The organism is Nostoc sp. NMS4, assembly GCF_017115095.1.
Classification (GTDB): domain Bacteria; phylum Cyanobacteriota; class Cyanobacteriia; order Cyanobacteriales; family Nostocaceae; genus Nostoc.
On sequence record NZ_JABXKI010000179.1, the window covers coordinates 1 to 23,441 of the forward strand.

The following is a 23,441-nucleotide window of genomic DNA, read 5'->3' on the forward strand; positions in this document are numbered from 1 at the left end:
ACTAATAAACTATCTCCAGCTTTGATCGTGGCACTCTTGCCGTCACACATAGCGATCGCTTCCCCTTTGAGGACAAAAAACATTTCCACTGCCCACTGATGGCGATTTGGCGGTGTTTGTCCGCCAACATCAAAAATTTCTATACAGCAAGTCAAGGAAGTATTAGCATTTATCGAATCAAAGATAATTGCTAATCGATTAGAGTCGTTGGGACTGATACGATATACCTGGTAATCTTTGAGAGATTTGATCACCGGAATTACACAACTAGTAGAGTACATTTATTTATCCCCTATGAAGTTATCGATAGGTACGAAAATTACTAAAATCTCAGTCCTGAATCACATAACTTTAGATTTTAGATTTTAAATTTTGGATTGAATAATTCACAATTCAGAAATGTCTGAGAAAAAACGAACTTAAATGCGAGAAACAATCTAAAATTCTTGGACAAAGAAAGAGTATTCATACATGGGATCAATCTAAAATCCAAAATCCAAAATTCAAAATCGATTCACTCCTCACCATTTTGCAGAGCTGTTAAAATTGCTTGCGAGTCACTGACAAAACCGAAGCATTGTTTGACGTTGTACAATGTCGCTTGCCAACAATATTCAGGAGAAGTGGTGGCGGTGCAGTCTTTAACTAATACGCAGTCATATCCTAAGAAGTTGGCATCGCATAACGTGGTTAGCACGCATTGATCGGCATTAACACCAGCAAAAAATAATGTTGTCCTTCCCAAATTCCGCAATATACTATCTAACGGTGTATCCCAAAACCCACTCATCCGGTATTTGTCCACACGAATATCTTCGGGAAGCTGTTCTAGTTCATCTACTACTGCTGCGGCCCAACTACCTGCCATGAGTACTCTAGCACCATTACTTGGCAGTGGATCGCCCAATCCCACGCCCTCCCCTGTGGGATTATAGACGTGACGCGAACTAGCACTAATATTGAGCAAGTCGGGACGATTCCCCCAATTTACCCAAATGACTGGAACACCAACCTCACGCAGTTCGGGAAGTAAAATGTTCAAAGGTTCAATGGGCTGACGCGCCGGGGTTACATCCACGCCGATATGCGCCAACCAGCCATCAGGGTGACAGAAGTCGTTTTGCATATCAATGATGACGATAGCAGTTTTTGCCAAGTCTAGGCGCAGGGTTTTAGTTTCTGTTGATAAAATAACGGGTTGTGGGGTCTTTTGAAGACGAGTGATATCTGCGATTGCATCATTCACTGTCCACGCATTTGGTGCAACTCCCAATGTCCGTAATGGTAAATTCATAAAATTTCAATACCCAACACCATTTTCTATTTTGTAACTTGAAATTCAGTTGAAAATACAATTACTTAATCAAGGTTAAATATGGTGAATTTTACTATCCAAGATGTTTTGATTGCCGCCGGTGATGATTATGCAACGGTAGATGTACAGGTTGTAGATAGTAAAATTGCAGCCATTGCCCCCAATCTACAAGTAATCGGCACTGCCATCGATGGCAAAAATAAGCTATTGCTACCTGGCTTTTTCAACGCCCACACCCACTCATCAGAGATGTGGCAGCGAGGAATCATGTCAATGTTCCCTTTAGAATTATGGTTGGCGGAACTGTATGATTTTGCCCCCCTCGATCCTGAAGAGATTTATCTCAGTGCTTTGGGTACTGCGGTAGAAACCTTACTTTCCGGGGGGACGAGTGTGGTAGATCATCTGGTGTTAATTCCGGGACTTGAATTAGAAACGATCGCCATTGCCACTCGCGCTTACAGAGAAGTGGGAATTCGCGCCTTTATCGCCCCTTTAATCCAAGATGAATCCCTCACCGCAGGTATGCCATCTGGGGAATCAGCCCAAACCCATGAACCGTATTTTCGCTCAACTGCGGCAACATTGGAAATCATCGAAGAGGCGGTAAAGCAATTTCATCGCCCGGATGAGGGTATAAATATTTTAGTTGCACCCACAGGGATTCAATTGTGTACTGATGCTTTATTTCAGGGGTGTACTGAGTTAAGCGATCGCTACAATCTTTGTCGTCACTCCCATTTACTCGAAACCAAAGCACAGGAAAAACTCGCTCAAGAAAAGTACGGTTGTACTGCTGTGGAACATTTGAAAAGAATCGGGTTTTTGAGCAATAAAACTTCTCTTGCTCATTGTGTTTGGTTAAATGATGCTGATATCGCCATCCTCGCCGAAACTCAATCTACAGTTGTTCATAATCCCTTAAGTAATCTACGTTTAGGTAGTGGAATCGCCCCCATTTTAAAATATCGCCAAGCTGGAGTAAATGTAACTTTTGGTTGTGATGGTGCTTCTAGTAATGACTCTCAAGATTTGCTAGAAGCTATTAAAATTGGTTCTATTTTACATAATGTTACAGACTCAGATTATCAACACTGGATTACGCCCCGACAAGCGGTAGAAATGGCATCTTTAGGAGGTGCAAATGGACTGAATATAGCAGACAAACTCGGTTCTTTAACTGTGGGTAAACAAGCAGATTTGGTACTTTATGACCTGACAAATTTATCATTATTACCCCGTACAGATCCCATTGGTTTGTTAGTTTTAGGTCGTCCTAGTAATGTTGTAAATAGTGCTTGGGTGAATGGCAAGCAAATTGTTACTGATGGTAAAGTAACCACAATTAATGTTGATGAATTGAAGCAAGAATTATTTAACCGTAGTCAATGGAAAACAAAGCGCAAGTCTGAAACCGTCGCGCAAATCGAAGCTCATTATCGCACGTTTATGGGATTGTGAAAGACAATAAAATACAGAACTGCGGCAAAAAATTCGGGCTTTGGTGTTTAATCTTCAGTTAGAAAATGGGAAAGATATACTTAGTAAGGCTGACGACTATAGTCTCAAACATTACAGTAGAACTTGAGTGATGAGTTTTTAGATATGAAATCCTACACCGACATATATAACCACTATCGTAAGAATGTTTATCCCTGTGCAGAGAAGGAATATTCTTGGTATAAACAAGCTGACAATTTAAGATCTGCTGTCAAAAAAGCTTTTCTTAGTAGAAACGAAAAGGGAGAAGTTGAAGACCATCAAGCCCGTTATGGTATTCCCAAGTGTCTATGTTTAGCGGCTAAGATTGCTTTAGAACATTTTGATACTCAGTGTATTAGTGATTTTGACAATTTTAATAGTATTTATGAATTTGTTCAAGGTGTTAGAAATAAAGTAGAAGGCTTTGGTGAATTAGCCAATTATGATGTGGCGCTTCGTATTAGTCAATATCTAGGTATTGAAGTTCACGAAGTCTATCTTCATAGAGGTACTAGGGAGGGATTTTGCGCTCTACGTTTGAATATAAAAAATAGACGTATTGTACCTGTAGAAAAATTTCCTGAACCCTTTAACCAATTAAGCGGAGATCATCTAGAAAATTTACTTTGCATATACAAAAAAGTATTAGATGATCCTTCAGCCGAGTTCCCTAAAAATTGTATTCGCCGAAAAACAAATTCTTCTTGCATCAACAAAAATTGCTGTATTTGCTAAAATATCGCGCACAAGCTGAATGCCAAAGGAAGTACCTATATGCCAATTGTCATTACCCTTAGCCCAGAATTAGAAGCATTACTACGCGACAAAGCTGCTCGGCAAGGTCAAGATGTTAGTCTTGTAGCGTCTGAGTTGCTTACCAATGTCCTAGAGTGGGAAGTACAAGAATCAGAGGAGGCAATAAAGGGGATTCAACAAGGATTAGATGATTTTGAGGCAGGACGGTTCCGGTCTTTTCATGAGTTTGCCCAAGAACAGCGTCGCAAGTATAATCTGCCAGCTGATTCATGAAATATCGCATTGAAATTTCCAGTGTGGCGGAGTTTGAAGCAGACAGTGCCTTCCTACGGTTGTCCCAAGTCACATCCCCCTCAAGGGCAAGTCAATGGTATGCAAAATTGTTGCAAGCGATTGATTCTTTGTCTCAAATGCCGAAGCGCTGTCCTTTAGCACCAGAGAACGAGTATTTCAGCCAAGAGATTCGACAACTACTTTATGGTCGAGGACGCAACTCATACCGCATCCTTTTCACTATTTTGGAGGGGAAAGAAGTATCTACAGTGCGTATTCTGCACATCCGACACGCTGCACAGGAAATCCTTGGTGAAGATCCGGAAGAACCCAACGCCACCTAACAAATCACTATACGCGATCGCCTAGAGGTTATATCCTGGGTATTCAATATTATCTGTCACCAGTTATTTTGGTCGTTATTTTGCGATCGCAATTTTGGCGTTGAGTCTGGTTATAGTGGGATAACTGGCACAGATAACTATGCTGACACCTCACTGCTGAATTAATTTCCAAAGTACCGCCAGGTTTTTCTCCAATAATTTGATGTGCGATCGCTAAATTTTTATTGACAGCATCAAAACTCGAGATAATTAACTAAAAAGCCACTAAAAAGGCGCGTTTTTGTGTATGCTTTGCAACTAAATGCCTTAGCGATACATTCTCGGGAGTAAACATGGAACGCGCCATTTCTGCGTTGGGAATTTTAGTTTTTATCGGTATATCCTACGCCTTTTCTGTTAATCGTCGTGCAGTGCGTTGGCGAATAGTGGCGTGGGGTTTGGGATTGGAATTTGTGTTTGCACTAGTGATCCTTAAAACTCCTTGGGGTTTGACTGTGTTTAAATCTCTGGGAGATATTGTCAGCCAATTTTTAGCATTTTCTGATGTTGGTGCAAAATTTGTCTTTGGAGAAAATTTTAAAGATCATTTCTTTGCTTTCCAAGTGCTGCCGACAATTATCTTTTTCTCTGCCTTCATCAGCGTCTTGTATTACTACGGCATTTTACAGCGAGTCGTAAACGTAGTGGCGTGGGTAATGATGAAAACGATGAAAACATCGGGTTCTGAATCCTTATCTTGTGCAGGTAACATTTTTTTAGGGCCAACAGAGTCGGCGCTGATGGTTAAACCTTATATAGCGAATATGACGCAATCCGAACTCCATGCCGTGATGACGGGTGGTTTTGCCACAATTGCAGCTGGAGTACTAGGAGCGTATCTTTCCTTTGGCATTCCAGCAGAACACCTGATTGCTGCTTTCTTTATGACTGCTCCCACATCCTTGGTAGTATCAAAATTACTTTACCCTGAAACAGAGGTATCAGAGACGGTTGGTAAAGCAAAAGCGTATGTAGAAACCAGTTATGTAAATGTAATTGATGCTGCTACTACCGGAGCAATTGACGGCGTGAAGTTAGCAGTTAATGTTGGGGTGATGATTATCGCCTTTTTAGGATTATTAGCTGCCCTGAATGCACTTTTGGGATGGTTAGGGGGATTTGTGGGCTTACCGCAACTCTCACTACAGTGGATTTTGTCTTTTCTGATGGCTCCCGTGGCGTGGCTAATGGGCGTACCTTGGGCTGATTGTCGGCAAGTTGGGGCTTTATTGGGTACAAAAACAATTTTGAATGAGTTTATTGCTTTTTTGGATTTAAAGGCACTAATTGAGAGTGGTAAAATCTCCCAACGTGCAGTAATTATTGCGACTTACGCATTATGTAACTTTGCAAATATCGGTTCCATTGGCATTACCATTGGCGGCATTGCAGGAATAGCACCAAATCGCCAGCATGACTTAGCTCGCATGGGTGTAAGGTCAATGATTGGCGGATTGTTAGCGGGTTTTATCACCGCTTGTATTGCTGGGGTGTTGATTTGAAGAAGAATTCTGACTCCTGTTTTATATCAAATCAGCGAACCGACAGTAACTTGACAATGCCCTAATCCTGTGTAGTGTATAACTGTTGGGCGTAAAAACGGGCATACCGTCCTTCTTGAGACAGGAGAGAGGTATGAGTACCAGCTTCAACCACCTGTCCTTGTTCGATTACGAGAATGCAGTCAGCCCGACGAACGCTGCTCAAGCGATGGGCGATAATAAACACGGTACGGTTTTGCATGACTCGTTCGAGTGCCTCTTGAACTAGTGCTTCTGATTCAGAATCGAGGGCAGAGGTGGCCTCATCCAAGATGAGAATTCGAGGATCATTAGCAACTGCTCTAGCGATCGCTAATCTTTGGCGTTGTCCTCCCGATAGGTTAACTCCCCGCTCTCCCACCCAAGTCTGATAACCCTGGGTAAACTGGGTGATAAAGGAGTGAGCGTTGGCAATCTTGGCTGCTTCCTGAATCGCTGCTAAATCTAATTCTTCCTGACCATAACCGATATTTTCTGCGATCGTTCCCGAAAAAAGAGTAACATCTTGAGGAACAATGCCAATTTGATGGCGCAAGCTGGTAAGTGTAACATCACGGATATCAATATCATCAACCAAAATTTCACCCGCTTGAGGGTCATAAAAGCGAAGTAAAAGGTTAATTAACGTCGATTTACCTGCTCCAGAAGAACCAACTAAGGCAATGACATCACCAGGAGAAGCGTTCAGAGAGAGATCCTGAAGAACTGGCTGGTCGGGATTGTAGGCGAAATCGACATGACGATACTCTACCTTACCCATAACTCGTGGCATTGCCTGAGCATTCGGTTTTTCGCTGATACTAGGTTCCTTCGCCATCAGTTCAAAGATGCGTTCAACAGAAGCTTCAGTCTGTTTGTACTCGTTGTAATTGCTAATCATCATGTCGATTGGCTGAATCAGTATAGCCACAGCAGCTAAGAAACTGATAAACCCTTGAGATGTCAGCTGATTCTGAGAAATCTGCCATCCTCCCAATAGAAACAGCAGTATAATACTAACTGCTTCCAAAAAACCGACAACCGGAAACTGAATAGATTTGAGTTGTAGAGCGCGATACTTAGCTTGACGATTGATTTCTGCTTCTCGATTGAATCGCTTTACTTCATATTCTTGGGCTGCAAAAGCCTGAACAACGCGAATCCCGCTAAATACTTCAGTTAGCATCGCCGACAAATTGGAAACCTGATTTTGGCTCTGGCGAGATAGCACGAGTAATCGCTGACCAAATTGCCCGATCAACCAAGCCATTAAAGGAGCCAAAATCAAACCTGCAAGGGTGAGTGGCCAATTCAGGTAGAGCATATAAATGGGAATTGCAATTAACTGCAACAAATTGGAAAGAAACTGATGGGATAACTTATCTACAATCTCGCCGACGCGATCGATGTCTTCAGTCAGGCGATAAGTTAAGTCTCCCGTCTGTGTCGTTTCAAAGTAATCTAATCCAAGTTTGTGCAGGTGAGCATAAACCCGCTTACGCAAGTTTAAAACCATGTTCAGAGCAGCAGCAATCATAAAGACGTTCTGCCCGTATTGACAAAGCCCTCGAACAAAAAATACCAAAGTGGCTAGTCCGAGCCAGTAGGCAATCTGGTTAACATTTCCCTGGCCAAGAAAAAAAGCGACCTGACCTGCTAAATAGGGCACTGCTAGGGTGAACAACACAAATCCTAAGATACAAGCAAATCCCCGAACTAACAGCGGCCATTGGGGCCAGAGATAAGGCAAGAGTTGCCAGTAACTAGAGCGGACTTTCATAGGTAAGTAAGAATTCAGGAGTCAGGAGTCAGAATTCAGAATTCAGAATTCAGAATTTAGATGCATTACGGCGTTAGCCTATCACACCATGTTACCTAAGCATGCTGACTCCTGAATTCTGAGGCAATTTCTACTCAGTTTCTCCTAGAGAGTTTAGTAGAAAGCGGGCAATTTTCTCAGATGCGCCAGGTGGGCCAAATCGCTCAGGGCCATTTTCTTTACACTTAGCGAGGTAGTCTGAATCTTGTAAAGTTTCAACTACTCGTTTCGCTGCTTGCTTGAGAATTTCAGGGGTTGCTGGCTTAGTGCCGATGGTTTGGGCAGAAACGCCCAACAGCCGCGTTTGCGCTTCTGCAAATTGATAGGTAAATTGAGGGCCTTCTCCGGGAATCTGAATGATCGGTTTCCCGATCGCTACAGCTTGCTCCACTGCCAACCCTGCCATACCAATCACGAGAGTAGAGTAACATAGGATGTCACTGAAGGCATCTGAATAACATCTCACTTCTACAATCGGTGATTCGTCACGAGAATTTCCTGGAGGAGAATAAGTGAGTATGCCTTGAGTGAGCTGCCAACCTTGACTTTTGGCAATGTCGTCTAGTTGCTCCATCAAACTCGGTATCAAGGCTGCACGAAATTGTAATCCTGACTCAGGCATCACCTTGGCGATTTCTACTACCAGTTGCAACAGCAAACAAAAATTTCGCGCAGCTTCAGGCATCCGTGACCCTGGTAAAAGTGCGATCGCTCTCTCGTACTCTTTCAGGTGCAAGTCTTTGCCACTAGGGATAAGGCGGTCTAAAGCCGGAATGCCAGCCAACTGAGCTTTAGTTAAACCTTGCCGTTGGAGGTCATAAGCCGTATGGGAATCCTTGGTGAAAACTGTCAGACATCGAGAAGAATTAAGATCGTGCCACAGCAGTGGATTGAGGCGCAATCGCCCTTCATAGAGGGCAGAAAGACAAGAAATAAACGAGACGAAGGGGCGCTTTGTTAAGTAAGCAAATGTTTGGGAGACAAAATCCCCTGTAGCCATAATTAAATCGCAGTTAGGAGCATACTGCAACACCGCTTGTAATTGTCGCCACGTTAGCCCAATTAATCCCGATTGAAAATCTTTGAGTAAATAGAGGCGCTTCATATAAAAGAATCCTCCAGAGGGCATTGTTTGTGTGGGTCCAATAATGGGAATGTCCAAGCTGCGGTAAGCTTTCCCTTCCCCCACAATCGGCATTGCCGCCATCTCAATAGAAGGACACAATTGGCGCAGGGTCTGAATAACATGAGAGGTGTGGTTGTCCTCTCCGTGACCGTTACTGATAAACAAGATTCGCTTAGAAGGCATCTTGGGTTTGGATAGGTCTAAAATGCTTGTTTGGTGAGATTTTTAACCTACCTTGGGTGAGTAGGCTAAAAAATTGATAGTATTTTTACTCTTGAGAGTTTTTGACATACTCCCCGACCGTCATGTTCGGGGATTCTAATTCATGGTTCACAGAAATCCGCTTGCTATATCAGGTTTCCCATCAATAGTATTGGCGGTCTTCTCCCCATGCTTTCCCTCAATAGAGGCAGATCCCTTTTGCCCAAAGGTACTGTTGTTTTGCCACTCAACTCCTAATATCTTCATCCCCTTTTTGAGGATGTTAATTGCCGCATTCGTATCACGGCATATTTCAACCCCACAGGATGAGCATGAATGAGTTCTAGTGCTAAGTGACTTTTTTACTCTATGTCCACAATGGCTACAGTCCTGAGACGTGTAGTTGGGCGGCACTGCCACAACTGCTTTATCCCAGATTTTACCGTAGTACTCTAACCATTGAGTGAACTGATACCAGCTAGCGTCAGAAATCGACTTAGCCAAATGATGATTTTTGACCATGTTCGCAATCTTCAAATCCTCGTAGACAATCACATCGTTAGAGTGAACTACGCATCGGGCTTGCTTTATAGCCCAATCTTTACGCTGCCTTTGGATTTTTAGATGAACTCTACCTAGTCGTTTCCGCGTCTTGTGATAATTAATTGACTGAGGCTTTTTACCCTTAACAAACTTTTTACTCAACCGCTTTGATCGCTTTTTAAGTCTGCGCTCAGACTTTCTCAAAAATTGGGGATAGATTACAGCATTATCATTTTGGTCTTTGGTGAAATATTTTAACCCCAAGTCCAAACCAACAACATTGCCTGTATATGCCCCAACTTCCTTGCGGTCAGCATCAAAGCAGAATTGGGCATAATACCCATCCGCCCTTCTGACTACCCGGACACGATTAATTTTAAGTCGATGAAGGTCTTCTCGCGTGGATGAATTGCAGAATACAGATAAAGACCCAACCTTAAAGCCATCTGTGAAAGTAATAATTTTGCAATCATCAGATAGTTTCCAGCCTGAGACTTTATACTCTACCGAACGACAATGCTTTTTAAACTTGGGATAACCAATATTTTTCTCTTGTTTTTTACAACGTTTATAGAAACTTGAGATAGCAGCCCATGCTCTTTCGGCACTGGCTTGACGCGCAGCCGAATTTAACTTTAAAGCAAAGTCGAATTCGGTAGCTAAGTCTTTGCACAGCTTATATAAGTCACTTTTACTAACTCCTTGATTATCCATCCAATAGCGAACCGCCTTATTTCTAATGAATTGGGCAGCGCGAATGGCATCATCAAGAGCTTGGTATTGTTCCTTGGTTCCGTTTAGTAGCTTGGCTTCTCTTACTATCATCTCGATATTTTATCACGCAATATTGCAGATAAAACAATCTAATAGAATATAAAGCCGTCCTTTATGACGGGGCTTTTACCCAATTTTTCGGTAAACCAGAATGGAATTAATCTTAATCCCTGTTTTTGCAAACGCTAATCTATCAGAGGATACAGTATTAGGAGTACAAGCGCTATGGGTACATCAATATAACTTCTTGGCAAATATCGGTTTAATATTCTGTTTTGTTAAAACTCAAATTTTTTGTAGATACTCAGGTGGCACACAATCGACTAACCACACACCATTAGCAGAACAATAAAAGATGTAACCCGCCTGATGCATTGCCGCAGTATTTACAGCAAAAACCACTGGCTTTCCATGTCTTGCACCAACAGTTTGTGCTGTTTCTATATCCTTTGATAAATGGATATGATGCCGTGACATTTTGTCAAGTCCTGTTTGCAGAATTGACTCTACAGATTTGCGTCCCGTGCCGTGATAAAGCTGATCTGGCGGAACAACAGGTTCTAATTGTAAATCGACTTTTATACTATGTCCTTGATTCGCACGAATCAGATTACCAGTAGAATCAAAAGAAAAGCGTTGTTTCTCGTTCAATTCAACTACTATCTGTAATTCCTCGCGGGTAATCGGAAAGTTGTTTTTGGCACAAGCGGTAAGTAATTCATCAACAGCAACCCAACCACCAGGAGCAAGTTTAATTCCAATGGCATCCGGTGTATGTCGCAAATATTTACTAAGATATTTGCTGATTTTTACAAGGCGAGAATCACTCATTTGATTATGGTTAGCATCTTTATACTACAATTATAGTTTTATGTAACACAATATTTTTATTGATGGTTTTATTTTGTGTAAATTGACAGAATTTGTCTTCCCATCATGGCTAATGCTACTCCAACGATCGCAATGAGTGTCACCTTACCGCCAGGAACGAGTGGTTGATTTGTGCTATCTGAGTTTTCTTGTTCTTGGCGTTGCTTCCAACTCATTAACGCCGGAATAATTCCACCTAGAACTGAAATACTAAATGTTCCGGTGTAATCTAAGGCAGTAAAAAAGATGCTGGGGTTAAGTGTTCCGAGAGTCATCGGCGGAAAAAGAACTAGGGAATAAAGTGGTAGGCGGCTAGAAAGTTGCTGCCACTTTGCAGGTAGGAAAATATCTTTGAACAAATCCAGCAACCCGTACACAAATCCAATGAATGATGTGACGATCGCAAATTCTGAAAAAATGGATACTAGCACTCCTAACCATTGCCCAGCGCCACCGGCTCGAAGAATTTGCAGTGGATCAAAAACAGTTGATGTACCATGTAGCATATCGGCACTGACGCTTCCTAAAATTACGGCATTCCACGCCAAGAACATAATTAGAGGAATTATAGAACCAATAAAAATGGATTGACGAATTTTGCGGGCATCCCCTTCGAGTTGCGTCACAACTAGCGGCACAACGTTTTGGAAAAACAGGGCCACAGACATCACTGAAATGGCACTACCAAGAGCATTCCAGTTTTGAAATAACAGTTGGGCGCTCTGAATATGCCTTCCTCCCAGAAATAATAATCCTAAGAAGGAAACGATGACAATTCCCACAAAGGCGCTGTTTAATTTCTCAATAAACTTTTCTCGCCCAAGATACATAATGCCACCAAATAAGAGCGTGAAAGTCATTGTACCCACCCACGTAGGCAATATCTGCATACCCCAGACTTTTGCTGCCGTCGCTCCTAAAATCTCTCCGCCTTCGGTGATGTATGCCACCAACAGAGCATAATGCATGAATAAATATGCACCGCCAGCAATTCGCGCTCCCAGCTTACCAAGGATTTTCTCAACAACTCCTAAAAAACCTATATTTGGATGCCCTTCTGTTCGTATCGTGTTTAAGGTAACTTCTGCAACCAATAACCCTGTCACTAAAGCGTAGAGCCAAACACCAATTAGCCCAGATGTGGATGGCACAATACCAGATGGCAGGGTAACAGCTGGTAGAGCCAGAATCCCAGCCCCAATGGTGGTTCCTGCAATCAATGCAGTACTTCCCAATACACTACCCGGTTGATGATTGAGTTTGTTTCCATCAAATTCGAGATGAGAAAACAACCGAGTGACTTGCTCTGAATTTTTTAGAACGGTCTTTATGGGAACCATACTGAATATCCGTACCTAAACCAAACAATATTAACATACGTAAATATTATTCGTAAAAACCCTGATTTTCTTGGTTTTTTAAGCAGATTTTTTTGGTAAATAAGCGTAGGCGTAGCCCGTCGTAGACATCGCTTGGGAAAATAAGCTAACTTGAGAACAGTCTCTATATTCAATGCTTCCAAAACTTGGAGATTTTTAGAATGAAATGGACACTTGAAGAAGCCAAAAAACAGCTACCTTCCATAATTAATGCGACAAGTCTTGAACCTCAGTTAATTTATACTCAAGAGGAACTAGTGGCTGCAATTGTAGACCCTGAGCTTTTTAAAGAATTTTTAGACTGGCGGCAAAAAACTGCAAAAACATCTCTAGCTCAAGTCTTTAAAGAACTTCAACAGTTATGTAGTGAAGAAAACTATAGCTTAGAGATAGCACCACGAAGCGATCGCGACAATCCTTTTACGGAATAATAGGATGAGTCATCTTTGTGACACAAATATAATAAGTGAATTAACTCGCCCAATGCCAAATCCAGGGGTGACAGCATGGAGTGGTACTGTGACATCTATTAACTTAAGTGTGATTACAATTGAGGAAATTTATTATGGTTTAACAGCCAAGCCTAATGCTAGAATCCAAAACTGGTTTGATAACTTTCTCTTCACTCACTGTCAAATTCTCCCCATTACTAGAAATATTAAGGATTTTGAGGATTGTGGTATATCCACATTGAATCCATTTAGTTGAATTTTTATTCAATATATAAGAGTACGTAGAAGCTCTGCTTCTTGTCGCCAGACATCGCTTATTTGACATAGTTGCTAAGAGTGCGTAGGCGTAGCCGTCATAGACATCGCCTACATCAACCCCATCATCACAAGTGCGATCGCCTGTACTAAAGTAGCAGATATAATTTAGTATCTATTTATATATAGCACTTACGAAATTTAACTAATAGATTGATTTGTAGCTAGACTTAAACTAATAGATAAATTTAAAAAACAACAGAGCTAGACGATGCAAATTACTGTTGAGGTATCTGAAGAACTAGGACAGCAGTTACAGCCGTTCCAAGACCGTTTACAAGAGATAGTAGAACGCGGTCTCCAAGAATTATTGAGCGAACAGTCTGGCAATTTTCTCGATGAGAAACAGATTATTGGGTTGTTGGCCAGTCAACCTACACCAGAACAAATTCTAGCAATCCGACCCTCACCAGAATTCCAGGCTCGTGTCAGTGATTTGCTAGCACAAAGTAAAGCAGGAACACTTTCAGCCAAAGGTGAAGCGGAACTAGAACGCTATCTGACCATAGAACATCTTGTACGTATGGCAAAAGCTCATACCTTCGAGCAATTACGCCAAAACCCATGACTTATGTATCAGCCCAATTACGGAAACTCGTAATTGAAAGAGCGAACCAAAGGTGTGAGTATTGCTTATTCCCTCAGAGTGCTGCACTATTTAGCTTTGAGTTAGAAAATTCAATTTTATATTGATTCACTGGCTAATTCTCGTTTAACTTGCTCCCAAGGAATAGTGCCATTTTTCTTAATATCTTCCCGTCCTTTATGTAAAGCTTTAAGATCCTCTTGATCTTCTGCTTTACGAATGTCTAAAAGTTCTATGACATCCTCTAAAGCATCTTCATGAGCTTGTTCTAATCGCTCATAAATAGCTTTGATTAAAGCTTGTTTTCTCGTTGTAGTTTCCATTTTTACCTCAATAGTGAGTTTAGCTTCAATAAAGTTACTATAGCCGATCACTATAATTTTACTGTATCAGCCGATCCGATAGCCGTTTAACTGAATAAATGCCCAATTTGGGTAGAAACTTTGCTGGGAATTTAACTTTTCAATCTAATCCCACAGAAAACAATTTACCAACTTGTGCCAAATCTACATTTCCACCGCTAATGATGACACCAATCCTCGCCTCTGGTGCTGTCACGACACTTTCGAGTAAAGCGGCGGCGGCGAGTACTCCTGTGGGTTCAACGACAATTTTCAGACGTTCCCATAAGAAAAACATGGTGCGAAGAATTGCTTCTTCAGATACTGTCACCATATCATCGACGTAATGCAGCACTAAGGGGAAAGTAATTTGACCAAGGCTAGGAGTCCGCGCACCATCGGCGATAGTATTAGGATTGTTGACAGTTTGCAAGGTTTTGGTGTGAAATGAGCGGGTAGCATCGTCGGCAAGGGCTGGCTCTACTCCGATTACTTTACAATTAGGTAAAAGTGCTTTGGCTGCGATCGCACAACCTGAAAGTAATCCACCACCACCACAACAAACTAATAGTAAGTCCAACTGACCAACTTCTTGGATCAGTTCTAAAGCGGTTGTTCCCTGTCCTGCGATGATGTGCGGATGATCGTAAGGAGGAATGAGTGTTATTTTTCTTCCTCTGGAAAGAATATCAGTGAATTGTTCTCTATCTGTTTTTTGGCGGTTATACAAAATAATTTCTGCACCATAATCACCAGTAGCGGCTTGCTTAACAGAGGGAGCATCTTCTGGCATTACAATCGTAGTCGGAATTTTTAACAACTTTCCGGCAAGCGCTACTGCTTGTCCATGATTCCCAGAAGAAAAAGTGACGACACCCCTTTGTTTTTCTGGAATAGGCAGTTGTATCAATGCGTTGTATGCACCTCTAAATTTAAATGACCCGGTACGTTGAAAATTTTCGCACTTAAAAAATACTTGGCTATTAGTGCGATCGTTAACGATTCTAGAAGTCAGCACGGGTGTGCGGTGGGCAATTCCCAAAATTCTCTCTTGTGCTGTTTGCACATCAGTTATAGTAACGAAATTAGGTTGTAGCATTGATGACAATATGTAAGAATTTTGACAATGATATTAAATATTCTTGCTCTTGTTGATATAGATACAGATTTTTATATTTGCGCCTATTATCCTGGATTTAGGTATGCTCATTTCAGGTGTATAGCATCATTATTTTCTCCATAAAAGTTAAATTAACTAATTCAAATTACTCCTTTTTGTCACATGAATCAAACATCAGAAATTCGGCAAAAAAAAACGGCTCTAATTACAGGAGCGGCTAGTGGGATAGGCTATCAATTAACCCAGATTTTTGCTCGTCATAATTATAATCTTGTGTTAGTGGATAAGAATGAACAAAAACTTAATGAAATTATAGATGAATTTCCCCAAAAGTTTGGCATTTCTGTCAAAATTTTTGCCAAGGACTTATCTATCCCAACATCCCCAGAAGAAATTTTCACAGAATTACAGCAAGCGTCTATCAAGATTGATGTGCTAGTTAATAATGCTGGCTTTGGTACTTATGGAGCATTTAGCGAAACAGACCTCAGCGTTGAACTGAAAATGCTTCAGGTAAATATGGTCAGCCTGACTCATTTAACTAAGTTGTTCCTCAAAGATATGGTCGAGCAAAACTATGGAAAAATATTAAATGTGGCCTCAGCAGCCGCTTTTCAACCAGGGCCTTTAATGGCAGTTTATTTTGCTACTAAAGCTTATGTCTTATCATTTTCAGAAGCGATCGCTAATGAATTAGAGGGTACAGGTGTCAGCGTAACTGTTCTCTGTCCAGGGCCAACAGCATCAGAATTCCAGCAAAATGCTGCAATGGAAGATTCAAAGATTGCTAATGTTAACAGAATGATGGATACGGAAACCGTCGCTAGGATTGGCTATCGGGGCTTAATGAAAAACAAAACTGTTGTTGTTCCTGGGATGAGAAATAAGATATTAACTGAAAGCGTCAGATTTACGCCCAGAAATTTAGTTACAAAGGTTGTCAGAAGTATGCACGAACTGAAAAAAAATAGGTAGTTCGAGATTTTATCGAAGAGAATTCAGGAGTCACGAGCCACAATTCAGATGTTGCGATTGCTTTGCTTGACTGCATTCCGATCGCAATGACAAATTATATTTTTACACATTTGGGATACTCCCCGCATTCGTAGAGAGCATCTTAATTCTGACTCCTGAATTCTGACTCCTGAATTCTGACTCATACAAATAGTTGTGTAAACTCATACATTAAATCTACCCTGCCCTTACGTAACATGGCTGGATCTAATCTTTCAGTAGTGTTACAAGTCATCAAAATAACTAACCGTTGCTGCATCTGAATACCAGAGTCATCAATTACACTCTGATACAAAGTGCCATCTAGCAAACTCAGAATGTGTTCGGTTTTATTATTGTATTGCGCTACCTCCGAAGCACGATTTTGCGCTAGATTATCAGCTTCGTTAATAACGATACAAATACGTTCTATGTAAGTCGGTGGGACAAAATTAGCGATCGCATCATGATCTAAAATAAAAATTACATACCCTAAAGGTACAAGAATTTCTTTTGCTACTGCCTGTGTCCACACTGTTTTACCAGTACCTGGTTGTCCATGTACCACAACCGCTAACTGGTTTTGATTTAGAATCGCTTGCTGTACAGAATCAGTAAAGTTTTGGATGTCTGCGGGAAATGTCCGAATGTTAAATTGACTGTGAACTTTGCCTACACGACTTTGATATCCACTCAGCATCACTGCTAAGTCGTAAGTAGCTTTGTTAATTAGTGGTGCGAGATTTTTCGCCATTAAACTATATTGTCGTCGCCCGCGATCGTAGGGATCAATTTGCAACCAAATGTCATACTTAGACCAGTAAGCATAAACAGTATTAATAACGTCTAAGCGTTCCCAGCTAATAAATTTATCTATAGGAAAATAAAAATCTCTTTCTGAATGATACTGAGTAATAATATCGGGATTACCCAACACACCTAAAACTCGCAGTACAGTAATTTCTTGCAGTCGATTAAGAACATAATCAATGGGAATGCTACTACGACTGACAAATTGAACTATGGGCGTTTCTGTACTCAAAACATCTTTGTAGCGGTGATCTGGTGATTGAGGATCTGGTGTGATGTAATTCCAAAACTTTTCGACTTCGTAGCGGGTATTATCAGATACAACGCTTAATAAATTAGCCCACCAAGCATAATTATTTCGTCCCAAAACATCAGCAACATTACTCACCAAAGTCAAACTTTTTTGACTTAATTCGCGGGAATCACTGTACAACAGTTCCCACAAAAAACCCCAATCTAATTCTCGGTTAAACGGTCGCCAACCGCAAGCAATTAAGCTTTGCCGAGTGTTATTTGTAGGAGTGCCTTCATTGCTTCTAAAATAGTCAAAATCCATATTTATCAGTTATGCAGCGTTAATTAAGTTATTTTGCGTTAAGTAGGAAGTTTTGAAAATTTTTTCTCGTAATATCAACTAATTGCGTACAAATGGTAATTTTATTTCCACTGTACTAGTCTGTCAAATTCATTTTGACGGTTAGAGAGACGCGATAAATCGCCGTCTCTACAGGAAATTTATCCATCAATTATTTATTGACAGACTACTACTGCCCATCAAGTCTTTTTAATGTAACTCATTCTTATTGTAACATACTGTGTTACAGAATAACTACTTGTGTCAACTTTTTTGACCAACCAATTGCTAAGTGGGGGTTTACTTTTAGGGATTGATGTAGCTGCACTACTTATCCGTCTGTAAATGAGGACTAATAACAATTCGTAATTCGTAATGACGCGACGCTCTCTACGAGACGCTAAAAGCGAACGAAGACTCGCTACCGCTTCGCTATCGATGACTCGCTACCGCTACGCTAACGTAATTCGTAATTATGAAAGTCTTACAGAGTCTAGGTTTTAGGGTTTGAATCTGTTGCCGAATTTTAGAGAACTGGTATAATATCACGTCCGTGGAATTGTCCAGCAGAATTCCTTACATCCCAAAAATTTTGCGGGGATCTTCCTTCTTCCTCTTTCTCAGAGTCCTCAGCGCCACCCTGCGGGTTCGCTCTTAGCGTTCTCGTAGAGTAGCCGCAAAGCGTCTACTGCGGTTCGATTCTCATACTGATTGTTATATCGTACAGAGGCTAAACTGCGGCAATATTAACCTTGCAACCATATCAATAACTAAAAACTCATAGATACTTGAACACTAAAGATAGCCATCTATGGTATAGAAATGTATAGAATCTTGTCAAAATATAAAATATAGTTGTTAAATGCATACATTTCTCGCTTCTTCCTCAATTCAGCGGTCTTTACCACCAAATCACTTTCAGCCTATGAAGATTGTCGCACTGGGGGACAGCTTAATTTATGGATTCGGCGACCCGGAAAAAGGAGGCTGGATCGAGCAACTACGGCGATGGTGGATGTTGCCAGATAGTCCCGGTCATATTCTTTATAATTTAGGGGTAAGAGGCGATCGCACGCAACAAGTAGCCCAAAGGCTAGAAGTTGAATTTCGCCACCGGGGTGAACTGCGAAATCGTGTTCCCGATTTGATTATTTTATCAGTAGGGGTGAATGACTCAGCCCGATTAGCGCGTCCCGATGGTAAAAGTTACACAGACTTTACCTTATTTGAAAAGGAAATTGCCTCTTTGCTAGATTTAGCACAGCAACTTTGTCCTGTGTTATTTGTCGGCATGGTGCCAGTGGATGAAGCCAAAATGCCATTTTTAGATTGTTTTTACTATAATCATACCGACCAATACCGTTACAAAGAAGCAACTCGAATTGCTTGCATCAAAAGGCAGATTCCCTATTTAGATATTTTTGAACAATGGATAGAACGCGGTGAAAGTTGGCGACTCAAACGCTTGAGTAAAGATGGACTCCATCCCAATACGCTAGGTTATCAAGCTTTGTTAGAGGATGTAATCGATTGGGATGCCACGCGAACAGTCAGCTTTGCCAATGCAACTTAACCATTTTCAATTTGATTATCACCTTAAACCATTCTAATAATGTGTTGGTGCTTTGGAGCTAGCCGATATTCTCGTATTTGCGACCCTTGCAAAAAGCACCACAATCTTCCTAAATTTTTAATGAACAATTCAAAAATCTATTTATAAAAACTCTAATGTCTCTATATTATTCATTACTCCTAACTCCTAACTCAGCACTCAGCACTCAGCACTCAGCACTCAGCACTCAGCACTCAGCACTCAGCACTATTATGACACCAACTTTATTTGGTCGCTGGCAAACTCGATTATTATTACTTGCAACTGTTGGCGTACTTGTATCTTTGCCTTTTGCAATGGGTTGGATTGGCACTGGTGCTAACTCGGTTTATTTTTGGATACTTGGTTATGTCGCCATCTTTGGCTTAGGTTGGGATGTGCTTTATGACTATCTGCAAAAATCTCGATGGGATAGAGATTGGCCTGCAATTTATCAACTTTTAGCTGGTATATGGGAATTGGTATTTCTGTTTTGTGGAGTCAAACTGTTTGGCTTATTACCAATACCTTTAGCGAAAGAAGAACTGTCACCAGGATATTTTTTATTACACTATAGTATCGTGTGGCTAGCAGTTTTTATTACTTCCCAAAGCCTGATGCGAATTATCTTCCTCCGTTGGCGTTTTCGGGGCGGGGAGTGGTTGTAAAATCTCAAATTACCGAAACTAATTTAATCAAAAATTACAGAAATTTTCAGGTAATTAAACCGTAGGGATGCACAAATATGTGTCCCTACAATTGATTTTGCTTGAAAAAGGTTAGAAATCACAAATTAACAAATAATATAGGAATCTGGTTTAATTTATGAAAAAAATTAGGTATTGTAGGGTGTCATTAATTTTGTAAGGTTTGTAGTGAGCGATTTATCGCTCAATTTTAAGCACTGAAGTGCTTACTACAAACTTTTATAACCAATCATATTTAATGACATAGACTACTAGTGGTCTGTCGCAAAAGTTTAGAGAGGTGAATCAGTTTTAAATTTATCAGGACTTACGCAAAATACCTCTCAAACTCTTATTTCTCCGCGTTCTCTGTGTCTCTGTGGTTCGATTTTCCTTTATCTGTGCGTAAGTCCTATTTATCTTCTTCACCTCTTAACTTTGCGCTCTTTGCGTCCTTCTCTAACGAGACGCTGCGCGTAGCTTGCTTCCCCAAAGGGGTATGCGGTTCGTTTTCTTAAACGATCAGAATTAATGCTATATATGGCGATTTTAGTTTAGATGCAATATGTTGTATTGACGTACAGTTGTGTACGTTCCTAATTTAGATTTTAGGGAGATTATTCAATACAGAGACGCAAATTAAGGAAGTGCAATTTCAAATTTTGATCTGGTTATTCAGCTATTTCTACAACTCACAGTTATTTTAATAACTTGTCGCATTGTCACGATTTTAGGACGACGCTATCTTGGTCAAACCGATGTTGTTTGCGAAATGATCGCAGGTGTAATGCTAGGTCCATCACTTTTCGGATTGATTGCACCAGATTTTCAGCAATGGCTATTTCCTAAGCTTCCGATTATCACTGCTGTCGGACTCAAGATACCCAATCCATCGATGTCGATTTTATATGCTATTAGCCAAATTGGGTTGGTAATTTATATGTTTTTGATTGGTTTAGAGTTTAATACCAAACTCTTAAAAGATCATATCAAAAGTGCAAGTTTGCTATCTGCGGCTGGGATTATCACTCCTTTTATTTTAGGAGCGATCGCGTCTTTTTGGTTTTATCACAATGGCGATTTCTTTCAGCCAAAAGTCACGGCTTGGTCAGCCGCTTTGTATCTAGGTGCATCGATGACAATTACGGCTTTCCCAATGTTAGCTCGCATTCTTTACGAGCGCGGTCTTGCACAAACCCGCTTCGGTACTTTGGCTTTAGGTGCAGCATCGGTAGATGATGGAGTTGCTTGGTGTTTGCTGGCGATCGTGCTTGCTAGCGTGAAAAATTCTCTAAGTATTGCCATATTAGCAATTGGTGGTGGCATTTGCTATGTGCTATTTGCAATTTTTCTCGGTCAACCTCTACTAAAAGCATTCACACGCATGACAAAACGCGAAGGTGTGAACAGACAAACCCTGACTTTAATGTTGATAATTTTGATGTTTTGTGCATGGTTTACCGATGTTACAGGTATCTATGCAATATTCGGTGCTTTTGTGCTGGGAGCAGTGACACCACGCGGAGAATTCGCCCAACAAATTCGCCAATATACAGAGTTTTTAACTACTTCTTTTTTGTTACCAATATTTTTTGTCTTCTCTGGACTAAACACTCAAATTGGATTGGTAAACACACCTACTTTGTGGGGAGTTACGCTGTTAATTATTGCGATGCCTACGGCGGTAAACTACGCAATTCTCGGTAAAGGTGTTGCTTGTATGTTGGCTGCAAAGTTGGCGGGGGAAAATTGGCGTGAATCTGCAACTATTGGCGCTCTGATGAATGCTCGTGGTTTGATGGAGTTAATTATCCTCAATATTGGTCTGGAGCAAGGTATAATTACCCCAACTTTATTTACTATCATGGTGATTATGGCAGTCATTACTACTCTGATGGCATCACCCCTGATTGCCTTTTTATTGCACGGTACAATCTATGAAAAATCTTCCACTTAAGTAAATTCAAATATAAAATTAGTTACCTAGTAATTGGGTAAAATTCTCTGTTTTGACTTTGGCGATCGCAATCCTAAATAAGTTATAAACAAAAAGATCCCCAACTTCTTCAAGAAGTCGGGGATCTGAGCCTCTCGGTTATTCGAGATATAGCTCCTAAAATCACCAGAATTCATGTTTCACGGCTGCAACTGCATCGTAACAATAATTCATATAATAACAAAGCACCAATTACTCTTGGTTATATCTAACAAGCTTGACATTTTCCAGTCTTTTAAAGAATCATCTTAGGGAAACCAGATAGTTAATTTTGAGGAAACCATGCACATAGTTATTCTCGTTCTGGTTGAAGTGCTGATTGTTATTGGACTTTCACGGCTAGTAGGGCTAGGATTCCGTTCGATTAAGCAACCGCTAGTAATTGGTGAGATTGTCGCCGGAATTATGCTCGGCCCATCTTTATTTGGTTTAGTTGCTCCCCATCTAGCAGTTACCTTGTTTCCACCAGAAACTATTCCTTTTCTCAATGTTTTGTCTCAGGTGGGACTAATATTTTTCATGTTTCTGATTGGGCTAGAACTAAATCCCAAATATCTTGGCGGGCAATTAGAAGTAGCAGTTTTAACTTCTCACGTCAGCATTTTAGTACCGTTTTCTCTAGGAACATTGCTAGCGGTGATCCTTTATCCCCTAGTTTCCAATGCAAGTGTATCATTCACCGCCTTTGCTTTGTTTTTAGGGGCGGCAATGTCGATTACTGCCTTTCCAGTGTTGGCGCGAATCATTACTGAAAACAATTTACAAGGAACCCGTTTAGGAACCTTGGCGTTAACTTGTGCGGCGGTGGATGATGTGACAGCTTGGTGTCTGTTGGCAGTTGCGATCGCAGTTGCTCGAACTGGTGACTTTGCTGGTGCTATACCGACAATTATCGCCAGTATAGTTTATATCGGCTTGATGTTGACAGTCGGTCGTTGGTTTTTGCAACGCCTTGCCAAACACTACCTCCGGGCGGGACGACTCAGCCAATTATTGCTGGCTGGAATTTATATGGCAGTGGTTGCGTCGGCATTAATCACCGAACTAATTGGGATTCACTTAATTTTTGGAGCATTTTTGCTGGGAGCAGCCATGCCCAAAAATGAAGATTTAGTCCGAGAATTGGCAGTAAAAACCGAAGATTTTGTCCTCATTTTCTTGCTGCCCATATTTTTCGCCTACAGTGGCTTAAAAACGCAGATAGGCTTGCTCAACCGTCCCGAATTGTGGCTTTTGTGTGCGTTGGTTTTAGCAGTAGCGATCGCAGGTAAATATATTGGTACTTATGTCGCAGCCCGTGTCAGTGGCATTAGTAAACGGGAAGCCTCAGCACTCGGTTGGTTAATGAATACTCGCGGTTTAACCGAACTGATAGTACTAAACATTGGTTTAGAGTTAAAGGTAATTTCCCCCTTAATATTTACCATGCTGGTAATTATGGCATTGGTAACTACCTTCATGACCTCGCCACTGCTGGAATGGACATATCCGAAGAAGCTGATCAGGTTAGATGTGGTGGAACCGGAGTTAGAAGCA

The 23,441-nt window shown here is 41.0% G+C and carries 23 protein-coding genes; 13 read left to right on the forward strand and 10 right to left on the reverse strand.

The annotated features are described in order from the left end of the window. Both HWQ37_RS15240 and HWQ37_RS15245 read right to left on the reverse strand, forming a co-directional pair. The coding region (locus HWQ37_RS15240) for a cupin domain-containing protein (protein ID WP_292748447.1) at nucleotides 1-281 on the reverse strand (281 nt) is incomplete at its 3' end. A 233-nt stretch (nucleotides 282-514) separates the two neighbouring features. Continuing rightward, entirely contained in the window at nucleotides 515-1,294 is a 780-nt protein-coding gene (locus HWQ37_RS15245) for a cysteine hydrolase family protein (RefSeq protein ID WP_292748448.1), read from the reverse strand. A gap of 84 nt (nucleotides 1,295-1,378) precedes the next feature. Between HWQ37_RS15245 and HWQ37_RS15250 the strand changes: the two genes are divergently transcribed. The 5 genes from HWQ37_RS15250 to HWQ37_RS15270 all read left to right on the forward strand — a co-directional run bounded on the left by HWQ37_RS15250 (nucleotide 1,379) and on the right by HWQ37_RS15270 (nucleotide 5,711). Continuing rightward, nucleotides 1,379-2,776, forward strand: coding sequence for an amidohydrolase (locus tag HWQ37_RS15250; RefSeq protein WP_292748469.1), 1,398 nt, complete (start codon nucleotides 1,379-1,381; stop codon nucleotides 2,774-2,776). 123 nt (nucleotides 2,777-2,899) lie between these two features. Then, on the forward strand, nucleotides 2,900-3,532 hold the full coding sequence (locus tag HWQ37_RS15255; protein WP_292748449.1) for a hypothetical protein: 633 nt from the start codon (nucleotides 2,900-2,902) through the stop codon (nucleotides 3,530-3,532). Nucleotides 3,533-3,571: 39 nt separating this feature from the next. After that, nucleotides 3,572-3,826, forward strand: a complete 255-nt coding sequence (locus HWQ37_RS15260) for a hypothetical protein (protein WP_292748450.1) — start codon at nucleotides 3,572-3,574, stop codon at nucleotides 3,824-3,826. After that, on the forward strand, nucleotides 3,823-4,170 hold the full coding sequence (locus HWQ37_RS15265; protein ID WP_292748451.1) for a type II toxin-antitoxin system RelE/ParE family toxin: 348 nt from the start codon (nucleotides 3,823-3,825) through the stop codon (nucleotides 4,168-4,170). The genes HWQ37_RS15260 and HWQ37_RS15265 overlap by 4 nt, the downstream gene beginning before the upstream one ends. A gap of 332 nt (nucleotides 4,171-4,502) precedes the next feature. Next, nucleotides 4,503-5,711 carry a NupC/NupG family nucleoside CNT transporter gene (locus HWQ37_RS15270; RefSeq protein WP_292748452.1) on the forward strand — a complete coding sequence of 403 codons (1,209 nt, stop codon included), beginning with the start codon at nucleotides 4,503-4,505 and terminating at the stop codon, nucleotides 5,709-5,711. A 61-nt stretch (nucleotides 5,712-5,772) separates the two neighbouring features. On the opposite strand, the gene HWQ37_RS15275 is transcribed toward HWQ37_RS15270, so the two are convergent. The 5 genes from HWQ37_RS15275 to HWQ37_RS15295 form a co-directional block, all read right to left on the reverse strand. Then, entirely contained in the window at nucleotides 5,773-7,509 is a 1,737-nt protein-coding gene (locus HWQ37_RS15275) for an ABC transporter ATP-binding protein (protein WP_292748453.1), read from the reverse strand. A gap of 130 nt (nucleotides 7,510-7,639) precedes the next feature. Continuing rightward, nucleotides 7,640-8,857 carry a lipid-A-disaccharide synthase-related protein gene (locus HWQ37_RS15280; protein WP_292748454.1) on the reverse strand — a complete coding sequence of 406 codons (1,218 nt, stop codon included), beginning with the start codon at nucleotides 8,855-8,857 and terminating at the stop codon, nucleotides 7,640-7,642. Nucleotides 8,858-9,004: 147 nt separating this feature from the next. Then, the gene (locus HWQ37_RS15285; protein WP_292748455.1) at nucleotides 9,005-10,243 is read right to left on the reverse strand and encodes an RNA-guided endonuclease InsQ/TnpB family protein; all 1,239 of its coding nucleotides are present in this window, start codon (nucleotides 10,241-10,243) and stop codon (nucleotides 9,005-9,007) included. Nucleotides 10,244-10,477: 234 nt separating this feature from the next. Beyond that, entirely contained in the window at nucleotides 10,478-11,023 is a 546-nt protein-coding gene (locus tag HWQ37_RS15290; RefSeq protein WP_292748456.1) for an RNA 2'-phosphotransferase, read from the reverse strand. 68 nt (nucleotides 11,024-11,091) lie between these two features. Next, nucleotides 11,092-12,402 carry an amino acid permease gene (locus HWQ37_RS15295; protein ID WP_292748457.1) on the reverse strand — a complete coding sequence of 437 codons (1,311 nt, stop codon included), beginning with the start codon at nucleotides 12,400-12,402 and terminating at the stop codon, nucleotides 11,092-11,094. A gap of 200 nt (nucleotides 12,403-12,602) precedes the next feature. Here HWQ37_RS15295 and HWQ37_RS15300 point away from each other — a divergent pair, with 200 nt between their 5' ends. From HWQ37_RS15300 to HWQ37_RS15310, 3 genes are all read left to right on the forward strand, one after another. Next, complete coding sequence (locus HWQ37_RS15300; RefSeq protein ID WP_292748458.1) at nucleotides 12,603-12,872, forward strand: prevent-host-death protein; 270 nt, start codon at nucleotides 12,603-12,605, stop codon at nucleotides 12,870-12,872. Nucleotides 12,873-12,924: 52 nt separating this feature from the next. Further along, complete coding sequence (locus HWQ37_RS15305; protein WP_292748459.1) at nucleotides 12,925-13,149, forward strand: PIN domain-containing protein; 225 nt, start codon at nucleotides 12,925-12,927, stop codon at nucleotides 13,147-13,149. 270 nt (nucleotides 13,150-13,419) lie between these two features. Beyond that, on the forward strand, nucleotides 13,420-13,776 hold the full coding sequence (locus HWQ37_RS15310) for a hypothetical protein (protein WP_292748460.1): 357 nt from the start codon (nucleotides 13,420-13,422) through the stop codon (nucleotides 13,774-13,776). Between the two features lie 116 nt (nucleotides 13,777-13,892). Here HWQ37_RS15310 and HWQ37_RS15315 read toward each other — a convergent pair whose 3' ends face one another. Next, a complete protein-coding gene (locus HWQ37_RS15315) occupies nucleotides 13,893-14,117 on the reverse strand; it encodes a hypothetical protein (protein WP_292748461.1) in 225 nt (74 codons plus the stop codon). Nucleotides 14,118-14,256: 139 nt separating this feature from the next. Continuing rightward, a complete protein-coding gene (locus HWQ37_RS15320; protein ID WP_292748462.1) occupies nucleotides 14,257-15,234 on the reverse strand; it encodes a threo-3-hydroxy-L-aspartate ammonia-lyase in 978 nt (325 codons plus the stop codon). Nucleotides 15,235-15,417: 183 nt separating this feature from the next. Between HWQ37_RS15320 and HWQ37_RS15325 the strand changes: the two genes are divergently transcribed. Next, nucleotides 15,418-16,230, forward strand: coding sequence for an SDR family NAD(P)-dependent oxidoreductase (locus tag HWQ37_RS15325; protein ID WP_292748463.1), 813 nt, complete (start codon nucleotides 15,418-15,420; stop codon nucleotides 16,228-16,230). A gap of 181 nt (nucleotides 16,231-16,411) precedes the next feature. On the opposite strand, the gene HWQ37_RS15330 is transcribed toward HWQ37_RS15325, so the two are convergent. Continuing rightward, nucleotides 16,412-17,614 (reverse strand): AAA family ATPase, encoded by a 1,203-nt coding sequence (locus tag HWQ37_RS15330; RefSeq protein WP_292748464.1) that lies wholly within the window; start codon nucleotides 17,612-17,614, stop codon nucleotides 16,412-16,414. Between the two features lie 880 nt (nucleotides 17,615-18,494). On the opposite strand from HWQ37_RS15330, the gene HWQ37_RS15335 reads away from it, so the two are divergent. From HWQ37_RS15335 to HWQ37_RS15350, 4 genes are all read left to right on the forward strand, one after another. After that, complete coding sequence (locus HWQ37_RS15335; protein ID WP_292748465.1) at nucleotides 18,495-19,205, forward strand: GDSL-type esterase/lipase family protein; 711 nt, start codon at nucleotides 18,495-18,497, stop codon at nucleotides 19,203-19,205. Nucleotides 19,206-19,456: 251 nt separating this feature from the next. Continuing rightward, nucleotides 19,457-19,891 carry a hypothetical protein gene (locus HWQ37_RS15340; RefSeq protein ID WP_292748470.1) on the forward strand — a complete coding sequence of 145 codons (435 nt, stop codon included), beginning with the start codon at nucleotides 19,457-19,459 and terminating at the stop codon, nucleotides 19,889-19,891. Nucleotides 19,892-20,561: 670 nt separating this feature from the next. Continuing rightward, nucleotides 20,562-21,866 carry a cation:proton antiporter gene (locus tag HWQ37_RS15345; protein WP_292748471.1) on the forward strand — a complete coding sequence of 435 codons (1,305 nt, stop codon included), beginning with the start codon at nucleotides 20,562-20,564 and terminating at the stop codon, nucleotides 21,864-21,866. Between the two features lie 321 nt (nucleotides 21,867-22,187). Further along, on the forward strand, nucleotides 22,188-23,441 hold a 1,254-nt coding region (locus tag HWQ37_RS15350), incomplete at its 3' end, for a cation:proton antiporter domain-containing protein (protein WP_292748466.1).

Excerpts from the sequence above, each read along its gene's own strand:
- HWQ37_RS15290 (WP_292748456.1), bottom strand. The coding sequence starts at position 11,023 with ATGAGTGATTCTCGCCTTGTAAAAATCAGCAAATATCTTAGTAAATAT.
- HWQ37_RS15265 (WP_292748451.1), top strand. The coding sequence starts at position 3,823 with ATGAAATATCGCATTGAAATTTCCAGTGTGGCGGAGTTTGAAGCAGAC.
- HWQ37_RS15285 (WP_292748455.1), bottom strand. The coding sequence starts at position 10,243 with ATGATAGTAAGAGAAGCCAAGCTACTAAACGGAACCAAGGAACAATAC.
- HWQ37_RS15260 (WP_292748450.1), top strand. The coding sequence starts at position 3,572 with ATGCCAATTGTCATTACCCTTAGCCCAGAATTAGAAGCATTACTACGC.
- HWQ37_RS15315 (WP_292748461.1), bottom strand. The coding sequence starts at position 14,117 with ATGGAAACTACAACGAGAAAACAAGCTTTAATCAAAGCTATTTATGAG.
- HWQ37_RS15270 (WP_292748452.1), top strand. The coding sequence starts at position 4,503 with ATGGAACGCGCCATTTCTGCGTTGGGAATTTTAGTTTTTATCGGTATA.
- HWQ37_RS15305 (WP_292748459.1), top strand. The coding sequence starts at position 12,925 with ATGCCAAATCCAGGGGTGACAGCATGGAGTGGTACTGTGACATCTATT.
- HWQ37_RS15280 (WP_292748454.1), bottom strand. The coding sequence starts at position 8,857 with ATGCCTTCTAAGCGAATCTTGTTTATCAGTAACGGTCACGGAGAGGAC.
- HWQ37_RS15335 (WP_292748465.1), top strand. The coding sequence starts at position 18,495 with ATGCATACATTTCTCGCTTCTTCCTCAATTCAGCGGTCTTTACCACCA.
- HWQ37_RS15330 (WP_292748464.1), bottom strand. The coding sequence starts at position 17,614 with ATGGATTTTGACTATTTTAGAAGCAATGAAGGCACTCCTACAAATAAC.
- HWQ37_RS15275 (WP_292748453.1), bottom strand. The coding sequence starts at position 7,509 with ATGAAAGTCCGCTCTAGTTACTGGCAACTCTTGCCTTATCTCTGGCCC.
- HWQ37_RS15245 (WP_292748448.1), bottom strand. The coding sequence starts at position 1,294 with ATGAATTTACCATTACGGACATTGGGAGTTGCACCAAATGCGTGGACA.
- HWQ37_RS15310 (WP_292748460.1), top strand. The coding sequence starts at position 13,420 with ATGCAAATTACTGTTGAGGTATCTGAAGAACTAGGACAGCAGTTACAG.
- HWQ37_RS15340 (WP_292748470.1), top strand. The coding sequence starts at position 19,457 with ATGACACCAACTTTATTTGGTCGCTGGCAAACTCGATTATTATTACTT.
- HWQ37_RS15325 (WP_292748463.1), top strand. The coding sequence starts at position 15,418 with ATGAATCAAACATCAGAAATTCGGCAAAAAAAAACGGCTCTAATTACA.
- HWQ37_RS15320 (WP_292748462.1), bottom strand. The coding sequence starts at position 15,234 with ATGCTACAACCTAATTTCGTTACTATAACTGATGTGCAAACAGCACAA.
- HWQ37_RS15300 (WP_292748458.1), top strand. The coding sequence starts at position 12,603 with ATGAAATGGACACTTGAAGAAGCCAAAAAACAGCTACCTTCCATAATT.
- HWQ37_RS15295 (WP_292748457.1), bottom strand. The coding sequence starts at position 12,402 with ATGGTTCCCATAAAGACCGTTCTAAAAAATTCAGAGCAAGTCACTCGG.